Consider the following 19,728-nt stretch of genomic DNA (forward strand, 5'->3'; position numbering starts at 1 on the left):
AGCGGTTCAGATCCGCTTCTCGGCGCGGCGGCGCATCCAGAAGACACTGCTGCCGACGACCGCGGCGGTCACCAGGGCCCCGCCGATGGCCATGTCGGTCGGGGTCGCCCCGCTGGTGCTGCTCCCGCCGATACCGCCGCGGACACCGCCGATGACGGTGAAGGCGGCCGGCCGGGTCAGGCTCCGGCCGGAGCAGTGGACCGTGATGTCGTAGGGACCGGGACGGGCGTCGGAGTCGATGGTGGCGGTGCCCTTCGAGGTGTCGTTGGCGCCGCTGATGGGCGTCAGATCCGTCCGGGGGAAGGCGTTGGAGGTCGCCGTGCCGCCGTTGGGGCAGCCGTCGACCGTGATGGTCAGCTGGCCGCCGCGGGCGATGACGCTGGGCAGGGCGACGATGTTGGACGGGTTGGGCACCCGGCCGGAGTCCGCGACCGCCGCCGGGGCGGCGACCCCGAGGACGGCGACCGCGACGCCGGCGGCCGCCAGGGCACGTGAATTGCGCATGTGATCCTCCGCGGAAGACGCCCCGGGTCCCGTTCCCGGTCGATCGGCGAGAAAGCGCCTCCCGGAAAGACCCTCAGTTGCCCTGCGCACGCCCGCATTTCGGGAATGGTCCGTACCGGTGAGGCGAACCCCGTGCGGAAAACCCCGGGAGGGGATATCGCCGCAGGTCACGGACCGTCAGAAAATCTTCGTCCGGTACCGCCCCGGATGGCGCACCCGGTCGCGTCGGGCCACCCGTTCGCCGCCGCCCCGTCGCCGGTCGCGCACGCGGCCTTTAGCGTTTTCCTCATGCGCGAGTGGTACGGCGACGGCCGTGTCGAGAGGGGAAGGCGAATGTCTGCTTTCGAGCCGGCCGAAGCCGAATGGGAGGCGCGGCGGAAGAAGCGCGCCCCCTGGGGCGTGATAGCGCTGGTTCTGCTCACCGGCCTCGCGCTCATCCGGAACGGTTCGGGGGAATTCGACGTGGGCCCGCCGCAGCCGGCCGGCGCGGCCGCCGCCGACAGCCGGATGCCCGGCACCGCCACGGCAGCGGCGGTGCGGCCGCTGCCGTACGCGATCCCGGACCGGGTCGTGATCCCGGCGATCCGGGTGGACGCACCCGTCATTCCGGTGGGCCTGGACGCGGAGGGCTGGGTGGACGCGCCGCCGCCCCAGGACCCCAATCTGGCGGGCTGGTTCACCGGCGCCGTCTCACCGGGCGAGAAGGGCACGGCGGTCGTCGTCGGCCATGTCGACAACGCGCAGGGACCGGCCGTGTTCTACGGGCTCGGAGCGCTGAAGAAGGGAAACCGCGTCGAGATCACCCGCAAGGACGGGAAGACCGCCGTGTTCGAGATCTACGGCATCGAGGTCTTCGCGAAGAACAACTTCCCCGGCGACCGGGTCTACGCCTCCAAGGGGACCGCGGAACTGCGGGTCATCACCTGCGGCGGCGGTTTCTCCCCGCAGAACGGCTACGACGGGAACGTGGTCGCCTTCGCCCGCCTGGCCGAGGTCCGCTGAGCGGTCCCGCGGCCGGGCGGGCGGGACCGCTCAGGCGTACTGCCGGCGGGGCACGGTGACGTGGTACCCGGAGTCCAGCAGTCCGGGCAGGTAGGCGCGCAGGGCCCGCACGCTCTGCGAGCGGTCGCCCCCGGCGTCGTGCGACAGCACCACGACGCCGGGGGCGGCGCCGTCCTCCACCCGCTCGACGATGGCGCGGGTACCGGGCTCGGTCCAGTCGAGGGTGTCGACCGTCCAGGCCAGCGGTTCCATGCCCAGCTCGGCGCCGAGCTGGAAGGCGGCGCGGTTCCAGGCGCCGTAGGGTGCGCGGAACCACTCGGGGCGCTCGCCGCAGACCTGCTCGATGACGTCGCTGGTGCGTTCCATCTCGGAGCGGATCCGGGCGCGCCGCAGCCGGGTGAGCAGGGGGTGGGTCCAGGTGTGGTTGCCGACCACATGCCCCTCGTCGGCCATCCGGGCCAGCAGGTCCCGGTTGTCGGCCGCCATCTCCCCGCACACGAAGAACATCGCCCGCACCTCGTACCGGGCCAGGGTGTCGAGGATGTGCGGGGTGTAGCGGGGGTCGGGTCCGTCGTCGAAGCTCAGCACCATGGTGCGGCCGTGTCCGGGCACGCGCAGCAGCGGTTCGCGCCGTACCGGCGTCCTGCCGTGCGGGGCACGCGGCGGGCCGTAGCCGGTCAGGGGCCTCAGCCGGTACTCGGAGGGCTTGAGCGGGCGGCGGGCCGCCCGGGCGCCGGCGGCCGGCGGCGGCACGGCCCGCTTCCCGGCGCCCGGCGCGAACACCGCGGCCACACCGGCGGCGCCCAGGGAGACGGCGCCGGCGAGCAGCGCCCGGCGCCGGGTCAGCAACTGATCCTTCTGCATGACTCATCAGTCGCCCCACCGGAGGCCGCCGCACCTCAGCGACACCGGTGCGGCGGCACGATCTCACCCGATCGGCGCAGCGCGGGGCGACGGGCCGCGAAGGACGGGTGGAGGCCGGGGCGCCGGACTCCGATAGCCTCGCTGCCGTGACGGAACAGCAGTCCCATCGGTTCGAACGGGGCACGGACGGCCCGAAGGTGATCGTGGCCGGCATGGACGGTTCCGACTCCTCGCTGCGCGCGGCGGCGTACGCCGCCGGCCTGGCCCGGCGCCAGGGCGCGCTGCTCGCCCTCGTGTACGTGCAGCCGGTGCTGGCCGCGGGAGCGGCGCTCGGCGCGCCGGTGGCCGACACGACCGAGGAGATAGCCGAGGAGCTGGTGGCGCAGGTCAGGGACGCGATGGAGCGGATCAAGGGCATCTTCGACATCCGCTGGGAGTTCCACACCTTCCGCGGCGACCCCTACAACGGACTGGTGAAGGCGGCCGACGACCTCAAGGCGGACGCCGTGGTGGTGGGCGCCTCGGAGCAGGCGGGACACCGGATCATCGGCTCGGTCGCGATCCGCCTGGTGAAGGCGGGCCGGTGGCCGGTGACGGTGGTGCCGTAGGGCGGCTCATCGCTCCAGCAGCATCCGCTGCAGCTCACGGGCCGCGCGGGGCGGGGCCACGTCGCTGCGGTGGGCCAGGGCGATGGTGCGGTACAGGCCCGGACGGGCCAGCGGGGTGACGCGCAGTCCGTGACCGGAGCGGGCGGCCACCATCCGCGGCACCACCGCCACTCCCAGCCCCGCCCGTACGAAACCCAGTACCGCGTCCATCTCGCCGCCCTCCACCGCGAATCCGGGCTCGAAGCCCTCCGCCCGGCACGCCGCCACGGTCAGCTCGCGCAGGTCGTAGCCGTGCCGGAACATCACCAGGCGTTCGCCCTCCAGGTCGGCGATGCGCACGGTGCGCCGGCCCCGTCCCGGCCGCGGGGCGTCCGGGGAGGAGACGACCACCAGGTCCTCGCGCAGCAGCTCCACCGTGGTGAGCGCGGGGGAGGGGGTCGGCAGCGGCAGGACCACCAGGGCGAGGTCGAGGGCGCCGCGGGCCAGCTCCCGCACCAGGTCGTGGGAGCCGCCCTCCTCGATCAGCAGCCGGACGCCCGGGTAGCGGTCGTGGAAGGCGCGCAGTACGTCCGGCAGCAGTCCGGTGCACAGGCTCGGCGTCGCGCCCAGCCGCACCCGCCCGCTGCGCAGCTGTGCCACCTCCTGCACCTCGTGCCGGGCGGTGTCCGCGTCGGCGAGGATCCGCCGGGCCAGCGGCAGCAGCGCCTCGCCCGCGTCGGTCAGCGTGATGTTCCCGCGCGCCCGCCGGAACAGGTCCGCCCCCAGCTCCCGCTCCAGTGCCTTGATCTGCTGCGACAGCGACGGCTGCGCGACATGGACCAACTCCGCGGCCCGGGTGAAGTGCCGGGTCTCGGCGACGGCCACGAAGTACTGGAGCTGCTGGAACTGCACCCGGCCATCATAGGGTCTCCCTATCGAAACCAGCCGGACCATGTCTTGGACCGATGGGGCCCTCCGGCCCTAGCGTCGGTGGCATGGCTCTGGCAACGCGGACGGACCGACGGCCGTCCATGGCACGCACCGTGTGGGACTCGACCGTCGGCAAGAAGACAGTGATGGCGGTCAGCGGCCTGATCATGCTGTTGTACCTGGTCGCCCACATGATCGGGAATCTGAAGATCTTCTTCGGGGCCGGTGAGTTCAACCACTACGCCCACTGGCTGCGCACCGTCGGCGAACCGTTCATGCACTACGAGTGGACGCTGTGGCTGATCCGCGTCGTGCTCGTCGTCGCCGTGGTCGCCCACGCCGTCTCCGCCTACCAGCTCAGCCGCCGCGACATCAAGGCGCGCCCCAGCAAGTACGTGCACAAGAAGGCGCGGGCGAGCTACGCCACCCGCACCATGCGCTGGGGCGGCGTCATCCTCGCCCTGTTCATCGTCTGGCACCTCCTCGACCTGACCACCGGCACCGTGCATTCCGGCGGCTTCGAGACCGGCAAGCCCTACCAGAACGTCGTGGACACCTTCTCCACCTGGTACGGCAACGTCGTCTACGTCGTCGCGATGCTCGCCGTCGGCCTGCACATCCGGCACGGCTTCTGGAGCGCCGCCCAGACCCTCGGCGTCGGCAGCCGCACCCGCGACCGCGCCCTCAAGACCACCGCCAATGCCCTCGCGCTGCTGCTCACGGCCGGCTTCCTCGCCGTACCCGTGGGCGTCATGACCGGAGTGGTGAGCTGACCATGACTTCCTACACCGAGTACGCGACCGGTGAGCCGGTCGTCGACACCAAGGCCCCCGCCGGCCCGGTCCACGAGCGCTGGGACAAGCGCCGCTTCGAGGCCAGGCTGGTCAACCCCGCCAACCGGCGCAAGCACACGGTCATCGTGGTCGGCACCGGTCTCGCGGGCGGCTCCGCCGGGGCGACCCTCGCCGAACAGGGCTACCACGTCGTCCAGTTCTGCTACCAGGACTCCCCGCGCCGCGCCCACTCCATCGCCGCGCAGGGCGGCATCAACGCGGCGAAGAACTACCGCAACGACGGCGACTCCGTGCACCGCCTGTTCTACGACACCGTCAAGGGCGGCGACTTCCGGGCCCGCGAGTCCAACGTCCACCGCCTCGCGCAGATCTCCGTGGAGATCATCGACCAGTGCGTGGCCCAGGGGGTGCCCTTCGCCCGCGAGTACGGCGGACTGCTCGACACCCGTTCCTTCGGCGGCGTCCAGGTCTCCCGCACCTTCTACGCCCGCGGCCAGACGGGCCAGCAACTCCTCCTCGGCGCCTACCAGGCCCTGTCCCGGCAGATCGCCGCCGGCAACGTCGAGATGCACCCGCGCACCGAGATGCTCGACCTGATCGTCGTCGACGGGCGGGCCCGCGGCATCGTCGCCCGGGACCTGATCACGGGGAAGATCGACACGTACTTCGCGGACGCCGTCGTCCTCGCCAGCGGCGGCTACGGCAACGTCTTCTACCTGTCGACGAACGCCATGAACTCCAACGCCACCGCGATCTGGCGGGCGCACCGGCGCGGCGCGTACTTCGCCAACCCCTGCTTCACCCAGATCCACCCCACCTGCATCCCGCGCACCGGCGACCACCAGTCCAAGCTGACGCTGATGAGCGAGTCGCTGCGCAACGACGGCCGGATCTGGGTGCCGAAGGCCAAGGGCGACGACCGGCCGCCGAGCAGGATCCCCGAGGACGAGCGCGACTACTACCTGGAGCGCATCTACCCCTCCTTCGGCAACCTGGTGCCCCGTGACATCGCTTCCCGCGCCGCGAAGAACGTCTGCGACGAAGGCAGGGGGGTGGGTCCCGGCGGCCAGGGCGTCTACCTCGACTTCGCCGACGCCATCGAGCGGATGGGCCGGGGGGCCGTCGAGGCCAAGTACGGCAACCTCTTCGACATGTACCAGCGGATCACCGACGAGGACCCGTACCGGGTGCCGATGCGGATCTACCCCGCCGTGCACTACACGATGGGCGGACTGTGGGTCGACTACGACCTCCAGACCACCGTCCCGGGCCTGTTCGCGATCGGCGAGGCCAACTTCTCCGACCACGGCGCCAACCGCCTCGGCGCCTCCGCGCTGATGCAGGGCCTGGCCGACGGCTACTTCGTCCTCCCGGCCACCGTCAACGACTACCTGGCCCGCAACCCGCACCAGGAGGAGGTCACCGACGAACACCCGGTGGTGCAGGAGGTGCTGGCCGAGACCGAGGACCGGCTGAACCTGCTGCTGTCCGTGGACGGCGACCGCACCCCCGACTCCTTCCACCGCGAGGTCGGCGAACTCATGTGGGAGTTCTGCGGCATGGCCCGCACCGACTCCGGGCTGCGCAAGGCCCTGGAGCGCATCCCGCAGATCCGCGAGGAGTTCTGGCGGCGCATCAAGGTCCCCGGCACCGGGGAGGAGTTCAACCAGTCGCTGGAGAAGGCCAACCGCGTCGTCGACTACCTGGAGCTCGCCGAGCTGATGTGCCTCGACGCGCTGCACCGCTCCGAGTCCTGCGGCGGCCACTTCCGCGAGGAGTCCCAGACCCCCGACGGCGAGGCCGCGCGCCGGGACGACGCGTTCTCCTACGCCGCCGCCTGGGAGTTCACCGGCACCGGCGAGGCTCCCGTCCTGCACAGGGAAGACCTGGTCTTCGAGTACGTCCACCCCACCCAGCGGAGCTACGCATGAAGCTCAACCTGCGCGTCTGGCGGCAGAAGAACGCCGGCGCCGACGGCGCCATGTCCACGTACGAGGTGGACGGCATCTCACCCGACATGTCCTTCCTGGAGATGCTCGACACCCTCAACGAGGAACTCATCCTCAAGGGCGAGGACCCGGTCGCCTTCGACCACGACTGCCGCGAGGGCATCTGCGGCGCCTGCTCGCTCGTCATCAACGGCGACGCCCACGGGCCCGAGCGCACCACCACCTGCCAGCTGCACATGCGGTCCTTCGAGGACGGCGACACCATCGACGTCGAGCCGTGGCGGGCATCCGCCTTCCCGGTCGTGAAGGACCTGGTGGTCGACCGGTCCGCCTTCGACCGGATCATCCAGGCCGGCGGCTACATCACGGCGCCGACGGGATCCGCGCCGGAGGCGCACGCCACGCCGGTGCCGAAGCCGGACGCGGACCTCGCCTTCGAACACGCGGAGTGCATCGGCTGCGGGGCGTGCGTCGCGGCCTGCCCCAACGGCGCGGCGATGCTCTTCACCTCCGCGAAGATCAACCACCTGAACGTGCTGCCGCAGGGGGCGCCCGAGCGGGAGACGCGGGTGCTGGACATGGTGGCGCAGATGGACGAGGAGGGGTTCGGGGGGTGCACCCTCGCGGGGGAGTGTGCCACCGCGTGTCCGAAGGGCATTCCGCTGACGTCCATCACGGGGATGAACAAGGAGTGGTTGCGGGCCACTCGTAAGGTGAGCAAGCGGTAGCGCCGTACGGCAGCGGGCCGCAGCCCGGCTGCGGGCCGTCAGCGGCCTGTCGCGCCCACGCGGCGGAGCCGCGCGATGTCGCGCCCCGCGCCCCTTCGGGGCGTTTTGGTGAACGTTCGCCGAGAAGGTGCGGACGGGCGGGGCCGGGAGAGGTGCTCCTTCCGGCCCCGTCTCGCTTTTCGCTCCTGGCATTCAGCATCTCCACATCCGTACTCCCGGCTCCGGTCACGTACACGCCAACCCCGGTCGGAAGAACAGGGGTGTCCCCACCCCCGCTCCGGCGCGTGATCAGGAGAGAGCCATGACCGGCGTACTGACCGTCGACCACCCCCCGCAGCCCGCCGCCCCCACCCGCTACACCGTCACCCTCGCCCGCGACGAGGAGGACGTGCGTGCCGCTCAGCGGTTGCGGTACGACGTCTTCGCGGGGGAGATGGGTGCCCTGCTGGCCACCCCACAGCCCGGGCTGGACGTCGACCCCTTCGACGCGTACTGCGACCACCTGCTCGTCCGTGAGGAGGTCAGCGGTCAGGTCGTCGGCACCTACCGGCTGCTGCCGCCGGAGCGCGCCGGGATCGCCGGGCGGCTGTACGCGGAGGGCGAGTTCGACCTGTCGGGGCTCGACGCGATACGGCCGTCCCTCGTCGAGGTCGGCCGCTCCTGCGTGCACCCCGACCACCGTGACGGCGCGGTCATCGGACTCATCTGGGCCGGTATCGCCCGCTACATGACCGACCACGGCCACGCCTGGCTGGCCGGCTGCTGTTCCGTCCCGCTGGCCGACGGCGGCACGCTCGCCTCCGCCACCTGGGACCGGGTGCGGGCGGGGCACCTCGCCCCCGAGGAGTACCGGGTACGCCCGCTGCTGCCCTGGCGGCCGGGCCCCTCGGCGCCCGCCGCCCCCGCCGAGCTGCCCGCCCTGCTGCGCGGCTACCTCCGGCTCGGCGCCTGGGTCTGCGGCGAGCCCGCGCACGACGTGGACTTCGGTGTCGCCGACCTCTATGTGCTGCTGCCGATGGACCGGGTCAACCCCCGCTATCTGCGGCACTTCCTCTCCCTCGTCCCCGCCTGATGAGCGTCTGGCTTCCGGGCGCGCCCTGCACCCCGCGGGACTGTGTGGAACCGACGGCGTCCGCGGCGGCCGTACCGCTGGCGGTGCTGCGGCTGGCGGCGGTGGGCCTGCTGGTCCTCGCCGGGATCGCGCTGCTCCCGCTCGGGCGGCGGATCCCGGCGGGCGCGGTACGCCGGTGGTGCCGGTGGATCGTACGGGCCGCCGGGGTCCGGGTCCGTATCGCCGGGGCCGCGGTGCCCACGGGCGGACTGCTGCTCGTCGCCAACCACATCTCCTGGCTGGACGTGCCGCTGCTCGCGGCGGTCCGTCCGGCCCGGATGCTGGCCAAGACCGAGATACGGCGCTGGCCCGTGGCGGGGGCGCTGGCGGCGCGCGGCGGCGTGCTGTTCATCGACCGTGACAGGCTGCGCGCCCTGCCGGACACGGTTGCCGCGCTCGCCGGTGTCCTGCGTTCCGGCGCGGCGGTCGCGGCGTTCCCGGAGGGCAGCACCTGGTGCGGCCGGGCCCGGGGGAACTTCCGCCGCGCGGTCTTCCAGGCGGCGCTGGACGCCCGGGTTCCGGTACAGCCGGTGCACATCGGCTACCGGAGTGCGTGCGGAATTCCGGCCACCGCGCCGGCCTTCGTCGGCGACGACACGCTCCTCGCCTCGCTGTGGCGCGTGGCGTCGGCCCGTGGCGTGGTCGCGGAGGTCGAGGTGCGAGCTCCCCTCCCGCCGGGGAGCCACATCGACCGCCGCGCCCTGGCGCGCGCGGCGCAGCCGGAGGCGGTGGCGGAACACGAGGGCGGTCACCACGAGTGAGCACTGTGGAAAATTAAGTACCCTTTGTCGCCTTTATTCAGTTTTTGGCAGGAGATTCGGGAGAACCCGTGAGAGGCGACCTTCGAAAGGAGGGTGATGGAAGATGATCACCCGCGAAGAGATCTCGATCCTGCTGGATCATCCGGTGTACGACGGGGACGGGAACAAGGTCGGCGACGCGAAGCACGTCTTCCTCGACGACGCGAGCGGACGCCCCGAGTGGGTGACCGTCAAGACAGGCATGTTCGGCTCCAGTGAGTCGTTCATCCCCATCCGTGACGCCGCCCTGGTGAAGGACCACCTCGAGGTCCCCTACCGCAAGGACAAGATCAAGGGCGCGCCCAACGTCGACATCGACGCGGGCGGCCACCTGTCGGTGGACGAGGAACACCGTCTGTACGACTACTACGGGATCGACTGGGACTCCGTGCTGGCCGAGCCCGGCGAACGCGACCGGTCCCCCGGCATGGGCACGGCCGGTACGGCGGGAGCCGCCGGAACAGCCGGAGCGGCGGGCGCCGCCGGTACGGCGGGCATGGCCGGCCGTCGGGGCGACACCTCCCGGCCGGCACCGGGCACGGCCGGCACCGCGGGCACGGCGGGCCGCCGGAGCGAAGCCCGGACCCCGGGGCACGACGACGACGCCATGACCCGCTCCGAGGAGCGGATGCGCGTCGGCGTCGAGCGGCACGAGACCGGACGGGCCAGGCTGCGCAAGTACGTGGTCACGGAGGAGGTCCAGCAGACCGTGCCGGTGCGCCACGAGGAAGTCCGCGTGGAGCGCGAGCCGATCACGGACGCCAACCGCGGCGAGGCCATGTCGGGCCCTGCCTTCAAGGAGGACGAGCACGAGGTCACGCTGTACGAGGAGCGCCCGGTCGTGGAGACCGAGGCGGTGCCGGTCGAGCGGGTCCGGATGACCACGGAGGAGAAGACCGCTGACGAGACCGTCCACGGCCGGGTCCGCAAGGAGCGCATCGAGGCCGAGACGGAGATGGACGAGGAGTCCGGCCGCCGTGGCCGTGACGTCCCCAAGCGGGGCCGCGAGTAGCACCGCCCCCGCCCTTCCCCAGCGCGCGCCGGTGTCGTCTCACCGGCGCGTCGCCGTGCCGCCGTCCAGCCCGGCGATCGCGGCGAGCCGCCGGTAGGAGTCCAGCAGCGCCTCCCGGTCGTGGGTGCTGGTGGTGACGAGCACCTCCTGCGCGCCGGTCTCCTCCAGCACCGCCTCCAACCGGTGCGCCACCTCCTCCTCGGTACCGGCCAGTTGCCCGCTGAGCCCCGACTCGTAGAAGCCGCGCTCCCTGGCGCTCAGGGAGCGCGCCTCGACGCGCTCGGCGGGCGGCAGCGGCGGAAAGCTGCCGTGGGTGCGGGAGTACGCCATCGACCAGGCCTCCGGGATCAGCAGCCGCCGGGCCTCCTCGGGGGTGCCGGCCACCGCGACCGTGCCGGAGACGACCACGTACGGCTCGCTCGCCCACGGGGAGGGGCAGAACCGGTCGCGGTAGTGGTCGATGCCGCGCCGCATCCTGTCCCGGTCGCGGAGGTCGCCGATGACCATCGGCAGGCCCGCGCGGGCCGCGATCGTGGCGCCCTCACCCATGGCGAGCACGAACGGCGGCACGGTCAGGCCTTCGGCGGGCCGGGCGTGCACCCCGGTGGGGGAGGTGCCCCGGAACCAGCCGAGCAGCTCGTCGAGCTGGGCGGCGAAGTCCTCCGCGTCGTCCTTGCCCCGCCCCAGCGCCCTGCGCACCCCGTCGGTGAAGCCGACCGATCGGCCCAGGCCCATGTCGACGCGCCCCGGGAACAGCGATTCCAGCACCCCGAACTGCTCGGCCACCACCAGCGGCCGGTGATTGGGCAGCATGACCCCGCCGGTGCCGACGCGGATGGTCCGGGTCGCCCCGGCGACGGCGGCGGCCAGCACGGTCGGCGCCGAACCCGCGACCCCCGGCACCCCGTGGTGTTCGGCGACCCAGAACCGGTGGTAGCCGAGCCGCTCCACCTCCCGCGCCAGGCCGACGGTGTCCCGCAAGGCCTCGGGTCCGGTGTGCCCCTCACGGATGCGGGAGCGGTCGAGTACGGAGAAGCGGGTCGAGGCGATCACGGAACTCATACCGGGTTCAACGCCCGGCGGCGCTCAGGATTCCGCACGCCCCGTGTCTACGCTGGGCGGTGTGACCGACCACGACGAGCGGCCGCTGGCCGTGTTCGACCTCGACAACACCCTCGCCGACACGGCGCACCGGCAGCACTTCCTGGAGCGCAGGCCGCGCGACTGGGACGCCTTCTTCGCCGCCGCGCCGCAGGATCCGCCGCTCGCCGAGGGCGTCGCACTGGTCCGGGAGAGCGCGCGGGAGTGCGAGATCGTCTACCTCACCGGGCGGCCCGAGCGCTGCCGCCGCGACACGCTGGACTGGCTCGCCGCCCAGGGGCTGCCCGAGGGGGACGTGCACATGCGCGGCGACGCCGACCGCCGGCCGGCCCGCCGCACCAAGCTGGCGATCCTGCGCAGCCTCGACCGGACCCGGGGCATCCGCGTGCTCGTGGACGACGACGAGCTGGTCTGCCAGGATGCCCGGCGGGCCGGCTTCACCGTCGTCCTCGCCCGCTGGACGGCCCCGTCCGGGGAGCTGAAGGACGCGCAGGAGCGGGAAGGCCGCACCTGAGCGGCGGCCCGGTCCCGCCCCGGCTCAGTCCGACTCCTCCAGCCGGAAGCCGACCTTCAGCCCCACCTGCCAGTGTGCGACCTGCCCGTTCTCGATCTGGCCGCGCACCTGGGTCACCTCGAACCAGTCCAGATTGCGCAGGGTCCGCGAGGCGCGTTCGATGCCGTTGCGTACGGCATGGTCGACGCCGTCGGGCGAGGTGCCGACGATCTCCGTGACCCGGTAGGTGTGATTCGACATACACGTGCTCCTCTCGCCTCACTCCACCGTGCCCCACACCACGGCGGAGCGCGAGATGTCGGCCCCGTTCGCCCGGCGGCCTTGACCTACGCATTGGTCCATACCAAGATGCTGGGCACCCGTCCGAGCTCCGCTCGCCCCCACGCCGGGCCCCGCCCTGTCCGTCAGACAGAAACAGGACCCCCGTGAGACGCCGTCTGCTCGCCCTTGTCTGTGTGTCCGCCGCCCTGCTCAGCGGCTGTGGACTGATGCCCGGCGACGCCGAACGGAGCACGGTCACCGTGTGGTTGATGCAGCACAGCGCCTCGCAGGAGTACCTGGACCGCTTCACCGAGGAGTTCGAGCGCGAGCACCCCGCACTCGAACTCGACATCCGCGTCCAGGAATGGACCGGCATCGGCGAGAAGGTGCAGAAGGCACTGGAGGCGGACGAGGAGGACGGCCCCGACGTCATCGAGGTCGGCAACACCCAGGTCGCCACGTACGCGGAGGGCGACGGACTGCTCGACCTCACCCTGGAGTCCCTGCGCGACTGGGGCCGCGACGACTGGCTGCCCGGCCTCGCCGAACCCGGCCGGTGGGGCTCCCAGCAGTACGGCATCCCCTGGTACGCGGCCAACCGCGTCGTCATCTACCGCAAGGACCTCTTCCGGCAGGCCGGCGTCACCGCCCCGCCGAAGACCCGCGACGAGTGGCTCACCCTCACCGAGGAACTCGACACCGGCGGCAACCAGGGCATCTACCTCGCCGGACAGGACTGGTACACGCTCGCCGGCTTCATCTGGGAGGAGGGCGGAGACCTCGCCGAGGAACAGGCCGGCCTCTGGCGGGGCGCACTGGACAGCCCGGCGGCGCTGCGCGGCATGGACTTCTACCGCCGGCTCCAGGCGCTCGGCGACGGACCGGTCGACGCCGACGAGGAACACCCGCCGCAGGCCGGCGTGTTCGCGCGGGGCGAGGTCGCGCAGATCGTGGCCGTACCGGGACTGGCGCGCGCCATCGTCAAGCAGAACCCGCGCCTGGAGGACGAGTTGGGCTACTTCCCCGTCCCCGGCAGGACCGCCGGCAAGCCCGGTGCCGTCTTCACCGGCGGGTCCGACCTCGTGGTCCCGGCCAAGACCGACACCAGGGAGGGCGCCATCGAGGTCGTCGCCGCCCTCACCGGCGCCCGGTGGAACACCGACCTGGCCCGCACGATGAACTACGTCCCCAACAAGGCCGAACTCGCCGAGTCGGTGGCGGGGGAGGAGGGGGTCGCGGCCATGGCGGCCGGAGCCGCACAGGGCCGGGCGACCCCCGGCACGCCCCAGTGGGCCGCGGTCGAGGCGGACAACCCGATCAAGGAGTACATGACCGAGGTGCTCACCGGGGCCGCCCCGGCCGCCGCGGCCGAGCGCGCCGCGCGCCGCATCACCGAGGCCCTGGCCTTCGACTAGGGCGACGCGGCGCTCCTCCTCAGCGCGCGACGCTCAGCGACAGCGCGAACCTCCCCTCCCCGTCCGTCCACCACCGGGCCAACTCCAGCCCCGCGGCCGACAGTTCCCCACGCACTCCGTCCCGGCGGAACTTCGCCGACACCTCGGTGCGCAGCTCCTCGCCCACCGCGAAGTCCACGGCGAGTCCCAGGGAGGGGACCTTCACCGTCTGCGCGGTACGGGAGCGCAGCCGCATCTCGATCCACTCGTGCCCGGCGTCCCACAGCGCCACATGGTCGAAGGCGCCCGGGTCGAAATCGGCGCCCAGCTCCCGGTTGATGACGGTCAGGACGTTCTTGTTGAACGCGGCCGTCACACCGGCCGCGTCGTCGTACGCCCGGACCAGCACCCGCTCGTCCTTCACCAGGTCCGTGCCCAGCAGCAGGGCGTCGCCCGGGGCGAGCAGGGCGCGGACGGAGGCGAGGAACGCGGCCCGCTCGGCCGGCAGCAGATTGCCGATGGTGCCGCCGAGGAACGCCACCAGCCGCGGCCCCGGCGTGCCGGGCAGGGCCGGCAGGGCGGTGAAGTCGGCGATCAGCGCGTGCACCTCCAGTCCCGGCCGCTCGGCGGCCAGCGCCCGCCCCGCCAGGCTGAGGGCGCTCTCGCTGACGTCGACGGGGACATAGGTGTGCAGCCCGGTCAGGGCGTCGATCAGATGCCGCGTCTTCTCCGAGGAACCGGAGCCCAGTTCGACCAGGGTGCGGGCGCCGGACACCGCGGCGATCTCACCGGCGCGGGCGAGCAGGATCTCGCGTTCGGCGCGGGTCGGGTAGTACTCGGGCAGCGCGGTGATCTCCTCGAAGAGCTCGCTGCCCCGTGCGTCGTAGAACCACTTCGGCGGCAGCGTCCTGGGGCTGCCCGTCAGGCCCTCGCGGACGTCGGCGCGCAGGGCGGCGTCGGTGGCGTCCTCGGGCAGGGTGCGGGTGAGAAGGAACGGACTCACGTAAAGGGCTCCCTCGAAGGTGCGGGCGCGCCGGCGGACGTCAGGGCGTCACCGGGCTCCTTGAGCGGGGTCAGCAGGACGTCCGTACGGCTCGCCGCGAGCAGCGTGCGGTCGGGGACCTCGCACCAGTGCGGGTCGTCGTCGTAGGGCTCGGAGGCCACGACGGTGCCGCCGCCGGCCCGGGCGAGGTACCACAGGGTGTCGCCCCAGGCGGTCGCGGTGACGGTGTCACCATCGGTGAGCAGCAGGTTGAGCCGGGCCCCGGGAGCCGCCGCGGCGACCTCCAGGACCGTGTCGGCCAGCGCCTGCCCCTCCTCGTCACCGGCCCGCAGCCGGGCCAGCACCAGGGCCCACACGAACGCGGAGTCGTTGCGGGCCTCCAGCGACAGCACGTCCTCGGCGGACAGCGACGCCGCCAGCGGCGCGAGCGACCCCGGCCAGCCAGGCACCGCCCCGTTGTGGCTGAACAGCCAGGTCCCGGCCGCGAACGGCGCCGCCGCGGCCTCCGCGTCCGCGCCCGACAGGGTCGCGTCCCGTACGGCCGCGAGCAGCGCCCGGGTCCGTACGACACGGGCGAGGTCCGCGAACGACAGGTCCGCCCATACCGGCCCGGCCCGCCGGTACCGGGCCGGCACCGGATCATCCCCGGCGTACCAGCCCACGCCGAAGCCGTCGGCGTTGACCGTGCCGTACCGCTGCCGCCGGGGCGCCCAGGACTGCCGGTACAGACCGTGCGGCGGCTTCACGAGCAGCTCGCCCAGCGGCTCCTCGGGCCCCACGTACGCCACATGACGGCACATCAGACCTCCTCCGAGCGCGCCGTGCGGAACCCGGAGAAGATCTGCCGCCGGACCGGCAGGTCCCAGTTGCGGAACGTGCCCCGGCAGGCCACCGGGTCCACGGCGAACGAACCGCCGCGCAGCACCTTGTGCTCCGGCCCGAAGAACACCTCCGAGTACTCCTTGTACGGGAACGCCCTGAACCCCGGGTAGGGCAGGAAGTCGCTCGAGGTCCACTCCCACACGTCGCCGATCAACTGCCGTACGCCGAGCGGCGACTCACCGGCCGGGTAGCTTCCGGCGGGGGCCGGACGCAGATGCCGCTGGCCGAGGTTGGCGTGCTCGGGCGCGGGGTCGGCGTCGCCCCACGGATAGCGCATCGAACGGCCGCCGGCCGGGTCGTACCGGGCGGCCTTCTCCCACTCGGCCTCGGTGGGCAGCCGGCGCCCGGCCCAGCGGGCGTAGGCGTCGGCCTCGTACCAGCACACGTGCAGCACCGGCTCGTCCGGCGGCACCACCTCGGTGACACCGAACCGGCGCCGCAGCCACTGGCGGCCGTCCCGGCGCCAGAACAACGGCGCGGCCAGGGAGTTGCGGCGGACATGGGCCCAGCCCTCGGCGGTCCACCAGCGGGGATCGCCGTAGCCGCCGTCCTCGATGAACGCCTGGTAGGCGGCGTTCGTCACCGGAGTGGTGTCGATGCGGAAGGGCGCCACCTCGCGCCGGTGCGCGGGCCGTTCGTTGTCCAGCGCCCACGGCTCGTCCGAGGTGCCCATGGAGAACGGGCCGCCCGGGACGAGGACGTCGGACGGGCCCGTGAACAGCGGCACCGGCTCCGGGTCCGGGGCGGTCAGTGCCTGCGGCCCCTTCCGGAGCTGATGGGTGATCAGCATGGTCTCGTCGTGCTGCTGCTCGTGCTGCGCGATCATCCCGAAGGCGAAACCCGCCTCCGTCAGCCGCGTCCCGTGGAACGCGGCGGCCTCCAGCACGTCCAGCGCCCGGCCGCGCACGTCGGCCGCGTACCGGCGGGCCTCCTCCGGCGGCAGCAGCGGCAGCTTCGGGCGTTCGGCGCGCGGATGCTCGAAGGCGTCGTACAGGGTGTCGATCTCGGGCCGTATCGCCTCGTGGCCGGCGACGGCCCGCAGCAGCCACTGCTCCTCCTGGTTGCCGATGTGGGCGAGGTCCCACACCAGCGGGGACATCAGCGGCGAGTGCTGGGCGGTCAGGTCGGGTCCGTCGACACAGCTGGTGAGCAGCGTGGTGCGGTCCCGTGCGGTGATCAGCGAGGCGACCGCGCGCTCGCGCAGGGCTTCGGCGTCGAGGGCGGGGTCGGTCATGAGGAGGTGTCCTTCCCGTGCGGGTGCGTGGGGGAGGGGTGCGCGCCGCGGGCCGTCGCCCGCAGCTCGTCGAGCGTGTCGTCGGCCGGGCAGCGGCCGCGGGCGACATAGCGGTCCCGGTACGCCTCGACGGCGTCGACGACCTCGGTGGTGGCGCCGAGCCGGGGCAGGGCGCGCAGCGCCGCCGCGAAGCAGCCGGCGGCCACCTCGCGCAGCTCCGGGTCGGCCAGGCCGACGCGGGCCGCGTCCCGCCAGAGCGGATTGTGCGGTGCCGGCATGCCGTGCGTCCGCTCGGCCAGCGGCTTCACCGTCCGGTAGGCGGTCTCGGCCGCCTCCGGGTCGTCGAACAGCGCCGCCGTCACGGCCAGCGGCACGATCCAGCCGTCGTCACCGGGCTGCGCGTCGATCATGCGCAGTTCCAGATGGCCGCGTGGCCTCACCGGAGGGAACAGGGTCGTGGCGTGGTAGTCGAGGTCGTCCCGGGTCGGCGGCCCGGGCGTGCCGGACCTGACCCACTCCCGGAAGGTGAGCCCCCGGGGCACGTCCCACGGCCCGCCGTCGCGCCGTACGCACATCACGGGCGCGTCCAGGACGTGCCGGGCCCAGGCGCCGCGCGGGTCGGCGTCCAGCACGGGGGCACCCGCCCGGCCGGTGCCGATCTGCGCCCAGCGCAGCTGCCGGGTGGACAGCCAGCCGGTCGGCCGGCCACCGGCGATCGGGGAGTTGGCGAACACGGCGACCAGGACCGCGCCCAGCTGGTGCGCCAGCCACCAGCGCCGTACGTGGCCGAGCGGGCCCGGTTCCTCGTACCCGGCGTCCACACACACCTGCACGGAGGCGGAGGTGCACATCATGGCCCGGCCGGCGGGGCCGGTGCGGTCGAGACAGGCCTCCATGGCGTCGTAACGCGCCTCGCGCAGGAACCGGCGGGGGGTGTGCCAGGGGTCGTGGCCGAGGCCGACGAGGACCAGACCGTCCTCGCGCAGGACCGCGCGGACGGCGTCGAGGTCGGCGGAGACGGTACCGACGCACTCCGTCAGGGAGGCGGCGGGCGGCGAGCTCAGCTCCAGCTGACCGCCGGGCTCGACGGTGAGCGCCGACCTCAGGGGCACGGTCCGCAGAGCGGCGTAGGCCGCTTCGAGTCGTTCGGGTGACACGGGGAGCCGCGGGTCCCGCAGCTCGTGGACGAGCCATTCCACCTCGACGCCGAGCAGGCGCGGCGGTCCGGTCTTGAAGCAGATGCCCCGCACCAGGGCTTCCACCTCGGCTTCCGTGATGGCGGTACGCGGCTCGACACAGCCGCCTGCCGAATCGGACATGCAGGGATCCTCCTGAGATTCCGCCATGTCACCGGCCCGGAACGGCAACGGTCCCGGCCGGCGCCAACCCGTCCACCCAAAACCTTCGCGTCGGCGGGCACAAGGGCGCCTGGTGGGGCGTTCCGGTTCGGTCATCCTTTCGTCCGGCCTGTTCCCGGGCGGTTCCCCGCCTGCTTCCCGGCCGTCCGGGGAGGCGAAACTCCGTTGCGGAGCATCACCAGCATCGCTCAGGATGCCTGCATGAGCACGACGAGCGGGACCGCGCGGCGCGTGGTCACGGCGGCTACGGGGGTGGCGCCGTGAGCGCGCGTCTGCGCGGCATCGCACGCGAGACCGAGCAGATCGTCGCGGCCGGTGTCTACCGTGCGCCCGGCGGCCACGAGGTGTCCGTCGCGGCGGCGATCGAGGCCGCGGCCCGCGGAACACGGACGTACGGGCCGCGGCCGGTCCCGGTCCCGGCGTTCCGGCCGGCCGGGACCCGGTTCGAGGTCACCGGCGAGAGCAGCCTGGAGGCCGCCCGGCGGCTCGGGGACGGAGCGGCCGTACTGAACTTCGCCTCCGCCCGCAACCCGGGCGGCGGATACCTCAACGGGGCCCAGGCCCAGGAGGAGGCCCTGTGCCGGGCCTCCGCGCTGTACACCTGCCTGCTGCGGGCCGCCGGCTTCTACGACCACCACCGCGCCCACCGCGACCCGTTCTACACGGACCGCGTGATCCACTCACCCGCCGTACCGGTCTTCCGCGACGACCGCGGACGCCTCCTGGACGAGCCGTTCACGGCCGGTTTCCTCACCTCGCCCGCGCCCAACGCGGGAGTGATCCTGAGAACGGCGCCGGAACGGGCGGACGAGGTGCCGCACGCCCTGGTGGTACGGGCCGGGCGGGTGCTGGAGACCGCGGCCGCCCACGGCTACCGGCGGCTCGTGCTGGGCGCCTGGGGCTGCGGGGTGTTCCGCAACGACCCCGCCCACGTGGCGGCGGCGTTCAGGACGCACCTGGAACCGGGCGGGCGCTTCGCGGGAGCCTTCGCACACGTGGTGTTCGGCATCCTGGACCGCACCCGCGACGGCGCGGTCCGCGCCGCGTTCGAGCGGACCTTCGCGGACCTGCTGCCCGAGGCGGCGGACATCAGCTCCAGCCGTACCGCTCCCGCAGCCGCTGACGCACGAGGTTGAACCGCATCCGGTCCAGCGCGCACGCCTCCCGGCGCATGCCCTCCTCGTGCAGCCGCAGCACCCGGTCCACGCCGACCCACGAGTCGCGGCCCGACCGGTCCCACGGCCCGCTGCCGATCGGCACCCACTCCCGGTGACCGTCGTGCCCCTTGCTGGACAACCGCACGGCGAGGAACGTCCCGCCCGCCTCACGGGCCACGACCAGCACCGGACGGTCCTTGCCCCGGCCGTCGTTCTCCTCATAGGGCACCCAGGTCCAGACGATCTCCCCGGGATCGGGGTCGCCGTCGCACGCGGGCGAGTACTCGGTGCGCACCCGGCCCACCTCACGGGGCGCGGCCTCGACGGTGGCGGAAGGGCCGTGGCGGCCCGGGGCGTTCTCGGGGCTGAAGGCGGTCACAGGCGGTACCGTACGGCACCCCGGAAGGCGCCTCCCACGAGGCCGGGGACACCGACGGCTCGCTGCGCGCCGGGCCCGGCGACTGCGCCGGCGCCGCGGGGGCGCCGTCACGGTCGTGCGTGCAAACATGTCTGACCTGCCTTCGCGGGTGGAACCCGGGGGGC

General features: G+C 73.1%; 21 protein-coding genes. 11 read left to right on the forward strand and 10 right to left on the reverse strand.

What is annotated here, in order from left to right; genetic code table 11:
* Positions 1 to 6: 6 nt before the first annotated feature.
* Positions 7 to 504 (reverse strand): hypothetical protein, encoded by a 498-nt coding sequence (locus ACFXAE_RS14900; protein WP_384713496.1) that lies wholly within the window; start codon positions 502 to 504, stop codon positions 7 to 9.
* 333 nt (positions 505 to 837) lie between these two features.
* On the opposite strand from ACFXAE_RS14900, the gene ACFXAE_RS14905 reads away from it, so the two are divergent.
* Positions 838 to 1,506, forward strand: a complete 669-nt coding sequence (locus tag ACFXAE_RS14905; protein WP_384713499.1) for a class F sortase — start codon at positions 838 to 840, stop codon at positions 1,504 to 1,506.
* Positions 1,507 to 1,536: 30 nt separating this feature from the next.
* Here the strand turns inward: ACFXAE_RS14905 and ACFXAE_RS14910 are convergent, their stop codons facing one another.
* Positions 1,537 to 2,370: a polysaccharide deacetylase family protein gene (locus ACFXAE_RS14910; protein WP_384713502.1), complete on the reverse strand. Its 834-nt coding sequence runs from the start codon at positions 2,368 to 2,370 to the stop codon at positions 1,537 to 1,539.
* Positions 2,371 to 2,516: 146 nt separating this feature from the next.
* Between ACFXAE_RS14910 and ACFXAE_RS14915 the strand changes: the two genes are divergently transcribed.
* Positions 2,517 to 2,978 (forward strand): universal stress protein, encoded by a 462-nt coding sequence (locus ACFXAE_RS14915; protein ID WP_384713504.1) that lies wholly within the window; start codon positions 2,517 to 2,519, stop codon positions 2,976 to 2,978.
* 6 nt (positions 2,979 to 2,984) lie between these two features.
* Here the strand turns inward: ACFXAE_RS14915 and ACFXAE_RS14920 are convergent, their stop codons facing one another.
* Positions 2,985 to 3,869, reverse strand: coding sequence for a LysR family transcriptional regulator (locus ACFXAE_RS14920; RefSeq protein ID WP_384713507.1), 885 nt, complete (start codon positions 3,867 to 3,869; stop codon positions 2,985 to 2,987).
* 119 nt (positions 3,870 to 3,988) lie between these two features.
* Between ACFXAE_RS14920 and ACFXAE_RS14925 the strand changes: the two genes are divergently transcribed.
* The 6 genes from ACFXAE_RS14925 (at position 3,989) to ACFXAE_RS14950 (ending at position 10,281) form a co-directional block, all read left to right on the forward strand.
* Positions 3,989 to 4,660 (forward strand): succinate dehydrogenase, encoded by a 672-nt coding sequence (locus ACFXAE_RS14925; protein WP_384713612.1) that lies wholly within the window; start codon positions 3,989 to 3,991, stop codon positions 4,658 to 4,660.
* A 2-nt stretch (positions 4,661 to 4,662) separates the two neighbouring features.
* Positions 4,663 to 6,612, forward strand: coding sequence for a fumarate reductase/succinate dehydrogenase flavoprotein subunit (locus ACFXAE_RS14930; protein WP_384713510.1), 1,950 nt, complete (start codon positions 4,663 to 4,665; stop codon positions 6,610 to 6,612).
* Positions 6,609 to 7,358 (forward strand): succinate dehydrogenase/fumarate reductase iron-sulfur subunit, encoded by a 750-nt coding sequence (locus ACFXAE_RS14935; protein ID WP_384713513.1) that lies wholly within the window; start codon positions 6,609 to 6,611, stop codon positions 7,356 to 7,358. The genes ACFXAE_RS14930 and ACFXAE_RS14935 overlap by 4 nt, the downstream gene beginning before the upstream one ends.
* 301 nt (positions 7,359 to 7,659) lie before the next feature.
* Positions 7,660 to 8,430, forward strand: coding sequence for a GNAT family N-acetyltransferase (locus ACFXAE_RS14940; RefSeq protein WP_384713516.1), 771 nt, complete (start codon positions 7,660 to 7,662; stop codon positions 8,428 to 8,430).
* Positions 8,430 to 9,230 (forward strand): lysophospholipid acyltransferase family protein, encoded by an 801-nt coding sequence (locus tag ACFXAE_RS14945; RefSeq protein WP_384713519.1) that lies wholly within the window; start codon positions 8,430 to 8,432, stop codon positions 9,228 to 9,230. Before ACFXAE_RS14940 ends, ACFXAE_RS14945 begins: the two co-directional genes overlap by 1 nt.
* A gap of 103 nt (positions 9,231 to 9,333) precedes the next feature.
* Positions 9,334 to 10,281, forward strand: a complete 948-nt coding sequence (locus ACFXAE_RS14950; RefSeq protein WP_384713522.1) for a DUF2382 domain-containing protein — start codon at positions 9,334 to 9,336, stop codon at positions 10,279 to 10,281.
* Positions 10,282 to 10,320: 39 nt separating this feature from the next.
* On the opposite strand, the gene ACFXAE_RS14955 is transcribed toward ACFXAE_RS14950, so the two are convergent.
* Positions 10,321 to 11,343: an LLM class flavin-dependent oxidoreductase gene (locus ACFXAE_RS14955; RefSeq protein WP_384713525.1), complete on the reverse strand. Its 1,023-nt coding sequence runs from the start codon at positions 11,341 to 11,343 to the stop codon at positions 10,321 to 10,323.
* Between the two features lie 61 nt (positions 11,344 to 11,404).
* Between ACFXAE_RS14955 and ACFXAE_RS14960 the strand changes: the two genes are divergently transcribed.
* The gene (locus ACFXAE_RS14960) at positions 11,405 to 11,896 is read left to right on the forward strand and encodes an HAD family acid phosphatase (RefSeq protein WP_384713528.1); all 492 of its coding nucleotides are present in this window, start codon (positions 11,405 to 11,407) and stop codon (positions 11,894 to 11,896) included.
* Between the two features lie 24 nt (positions 11,897 to 11,920).
* On the opposite strand, the gene ACFXAE_RS14965 is transcribed toward ACFXAE_RS14960, so the two are convergent.
* The gene (locus ACFXAE_RS14965; protein ID WP_384713531.1) at positions 11,921 to 12,136 is read right to left on the reverse strand and encodes a dodecin; all 216 of its coding nucleotides are present in this window, start codon (positions 12,134 to 12,136) and stop codon (positions 11,921 to 11,923) included.
* A 185-nt stretch (positions 12,137 to 12,321) separates the two neighbouring features.
* On the opposite strand from ACFXAE_RS14965, the gene ACFXAE_RS14970 reads away from it, so the two are divergent.
* The gene (locus tag ACFXAE_RS14970; RefSeq protein ID WP_384713534.1) at positions 12,322 to 13,572 is read left to right on the forward strand and encodes an extracellular solute-binding protein; all 1,251 of its coding nucleotides are present in this window, start codon (positions 12,322 to 12,324) and stop codon (positions 13,570 to 13,572) included.
* 19 nt (positions 13,573 to 13,591) lie between these two features.
* Here the strand turns inward: ACFXAE_RS14970 and egtD are convergent, their stop codons facing one another.
* The 4 genes from egtD to egtA are packed head-to-tail and all read right to left on the reverse strand — an operon-like array spanning position 13,592 to position 17,989.
* Positions 13,592 to 14,554: an L-histidine N(alpha)-methyltransferase gene (egtD, locus tag ACFXAE_RS14975; protein ID WP_384713537.1), complete on the reverse strand. Its 963-nt coding sequence runs from the start codon at positions 14,552 to 14,554 to the stop codon at positions 13,592 to 13,594.
* Positions 14,551 to 15,354, reverse strand: coding sequence for an ergothioneine biosynthesis protein EgtC (gene egtC, locus ACFXAE_RS14980; RefSeq protein ID WP_384713540.1), 804 nt, complete (start codon positions 15,352 to 15,354; stop codon positions 14,551 to 14,553). Before egtC ends, egtD begins: the two co-directional genes overlap by 4 nt.
* Positions 15,354 to 16,670 carry an ergothioneine biosynthesis protein EgtB gene (egtB, locus tag ACFXAE_RS14985; RefSeq protein ID WP_384713543.1) on the reverse strand — a complete coding sequence of 439 codons (1,317 nt, stop codon included), beginning with the start codon at positions 16,668 to 16,670 and terminating at the stop codon, positions 15,354 to 15,356. Before egtB ends, egtC begins: the two co-directional genes overlap by 1 nt.
* Complete coding sequence (gene egtA / locus ACFXAE_RS14990) at positions 16,667 to 17,989, reverse strand: ergothioneine biosynthesis glutamate--cysteine ligase EgtA (RefSeq protein ID WP_384713546.1); 1,323 nt, start codon at positions 17,987 to 17,989, stop codon at positions 16,667 to 16,669. Before egtA ends, egtB begins: the two co-directional genes overlap by 4 nt.
* A 299-nt stretch (positions 17,990 to 18,288) precedes the next feature.
* On the opposite strand from egtA, the gene ACFXAE_RS14995 reads away from it, so the two are divergent.
* On the forward strand, positions 18,289 to 19,164 hold the full coding sequence (locus tag ACFXAE_RS14995) for a TIGR02452 family protein (RefSeq protein ID WP_384713549.1): 876 nt from the start codon (positions 18,289 to 18,291) through the stop codon (positions 19,162 to 19,164).
* Here ACFXAE_RS14995 and ACFXAE_RS15000 read toward each other — a convergent pair.
* The gene (locus ACFXAE_RS15000; protein WP_384713552.1) at positions 19,118 to 19,564 is read right to left on the reverse strand and encodes a type II toxin-antitoxin system PemK/MazF family toxin; all 447 of its coding nucleotides are present in this window, start codon (positions 19,562 to 19,564) and stop codon (positions 19,118 to 19,120) included. The two genes, ACFXAE_RS14995 and ACFXAE_RS15000, sit on opposite strands and share 47 nt — an antisense overlap.
* Positions 19,565 to 19,728 lie beyond the last annotated feature (164 nt).

This window comes from Streptomyces sp. NPDC059454 (genome assembly GCF_042749965.1).
GTDB lineage: Bacteria > Actinomycetota > Actinomycetes > Streptomycetales > Streptomycetaceae > Streptomyces.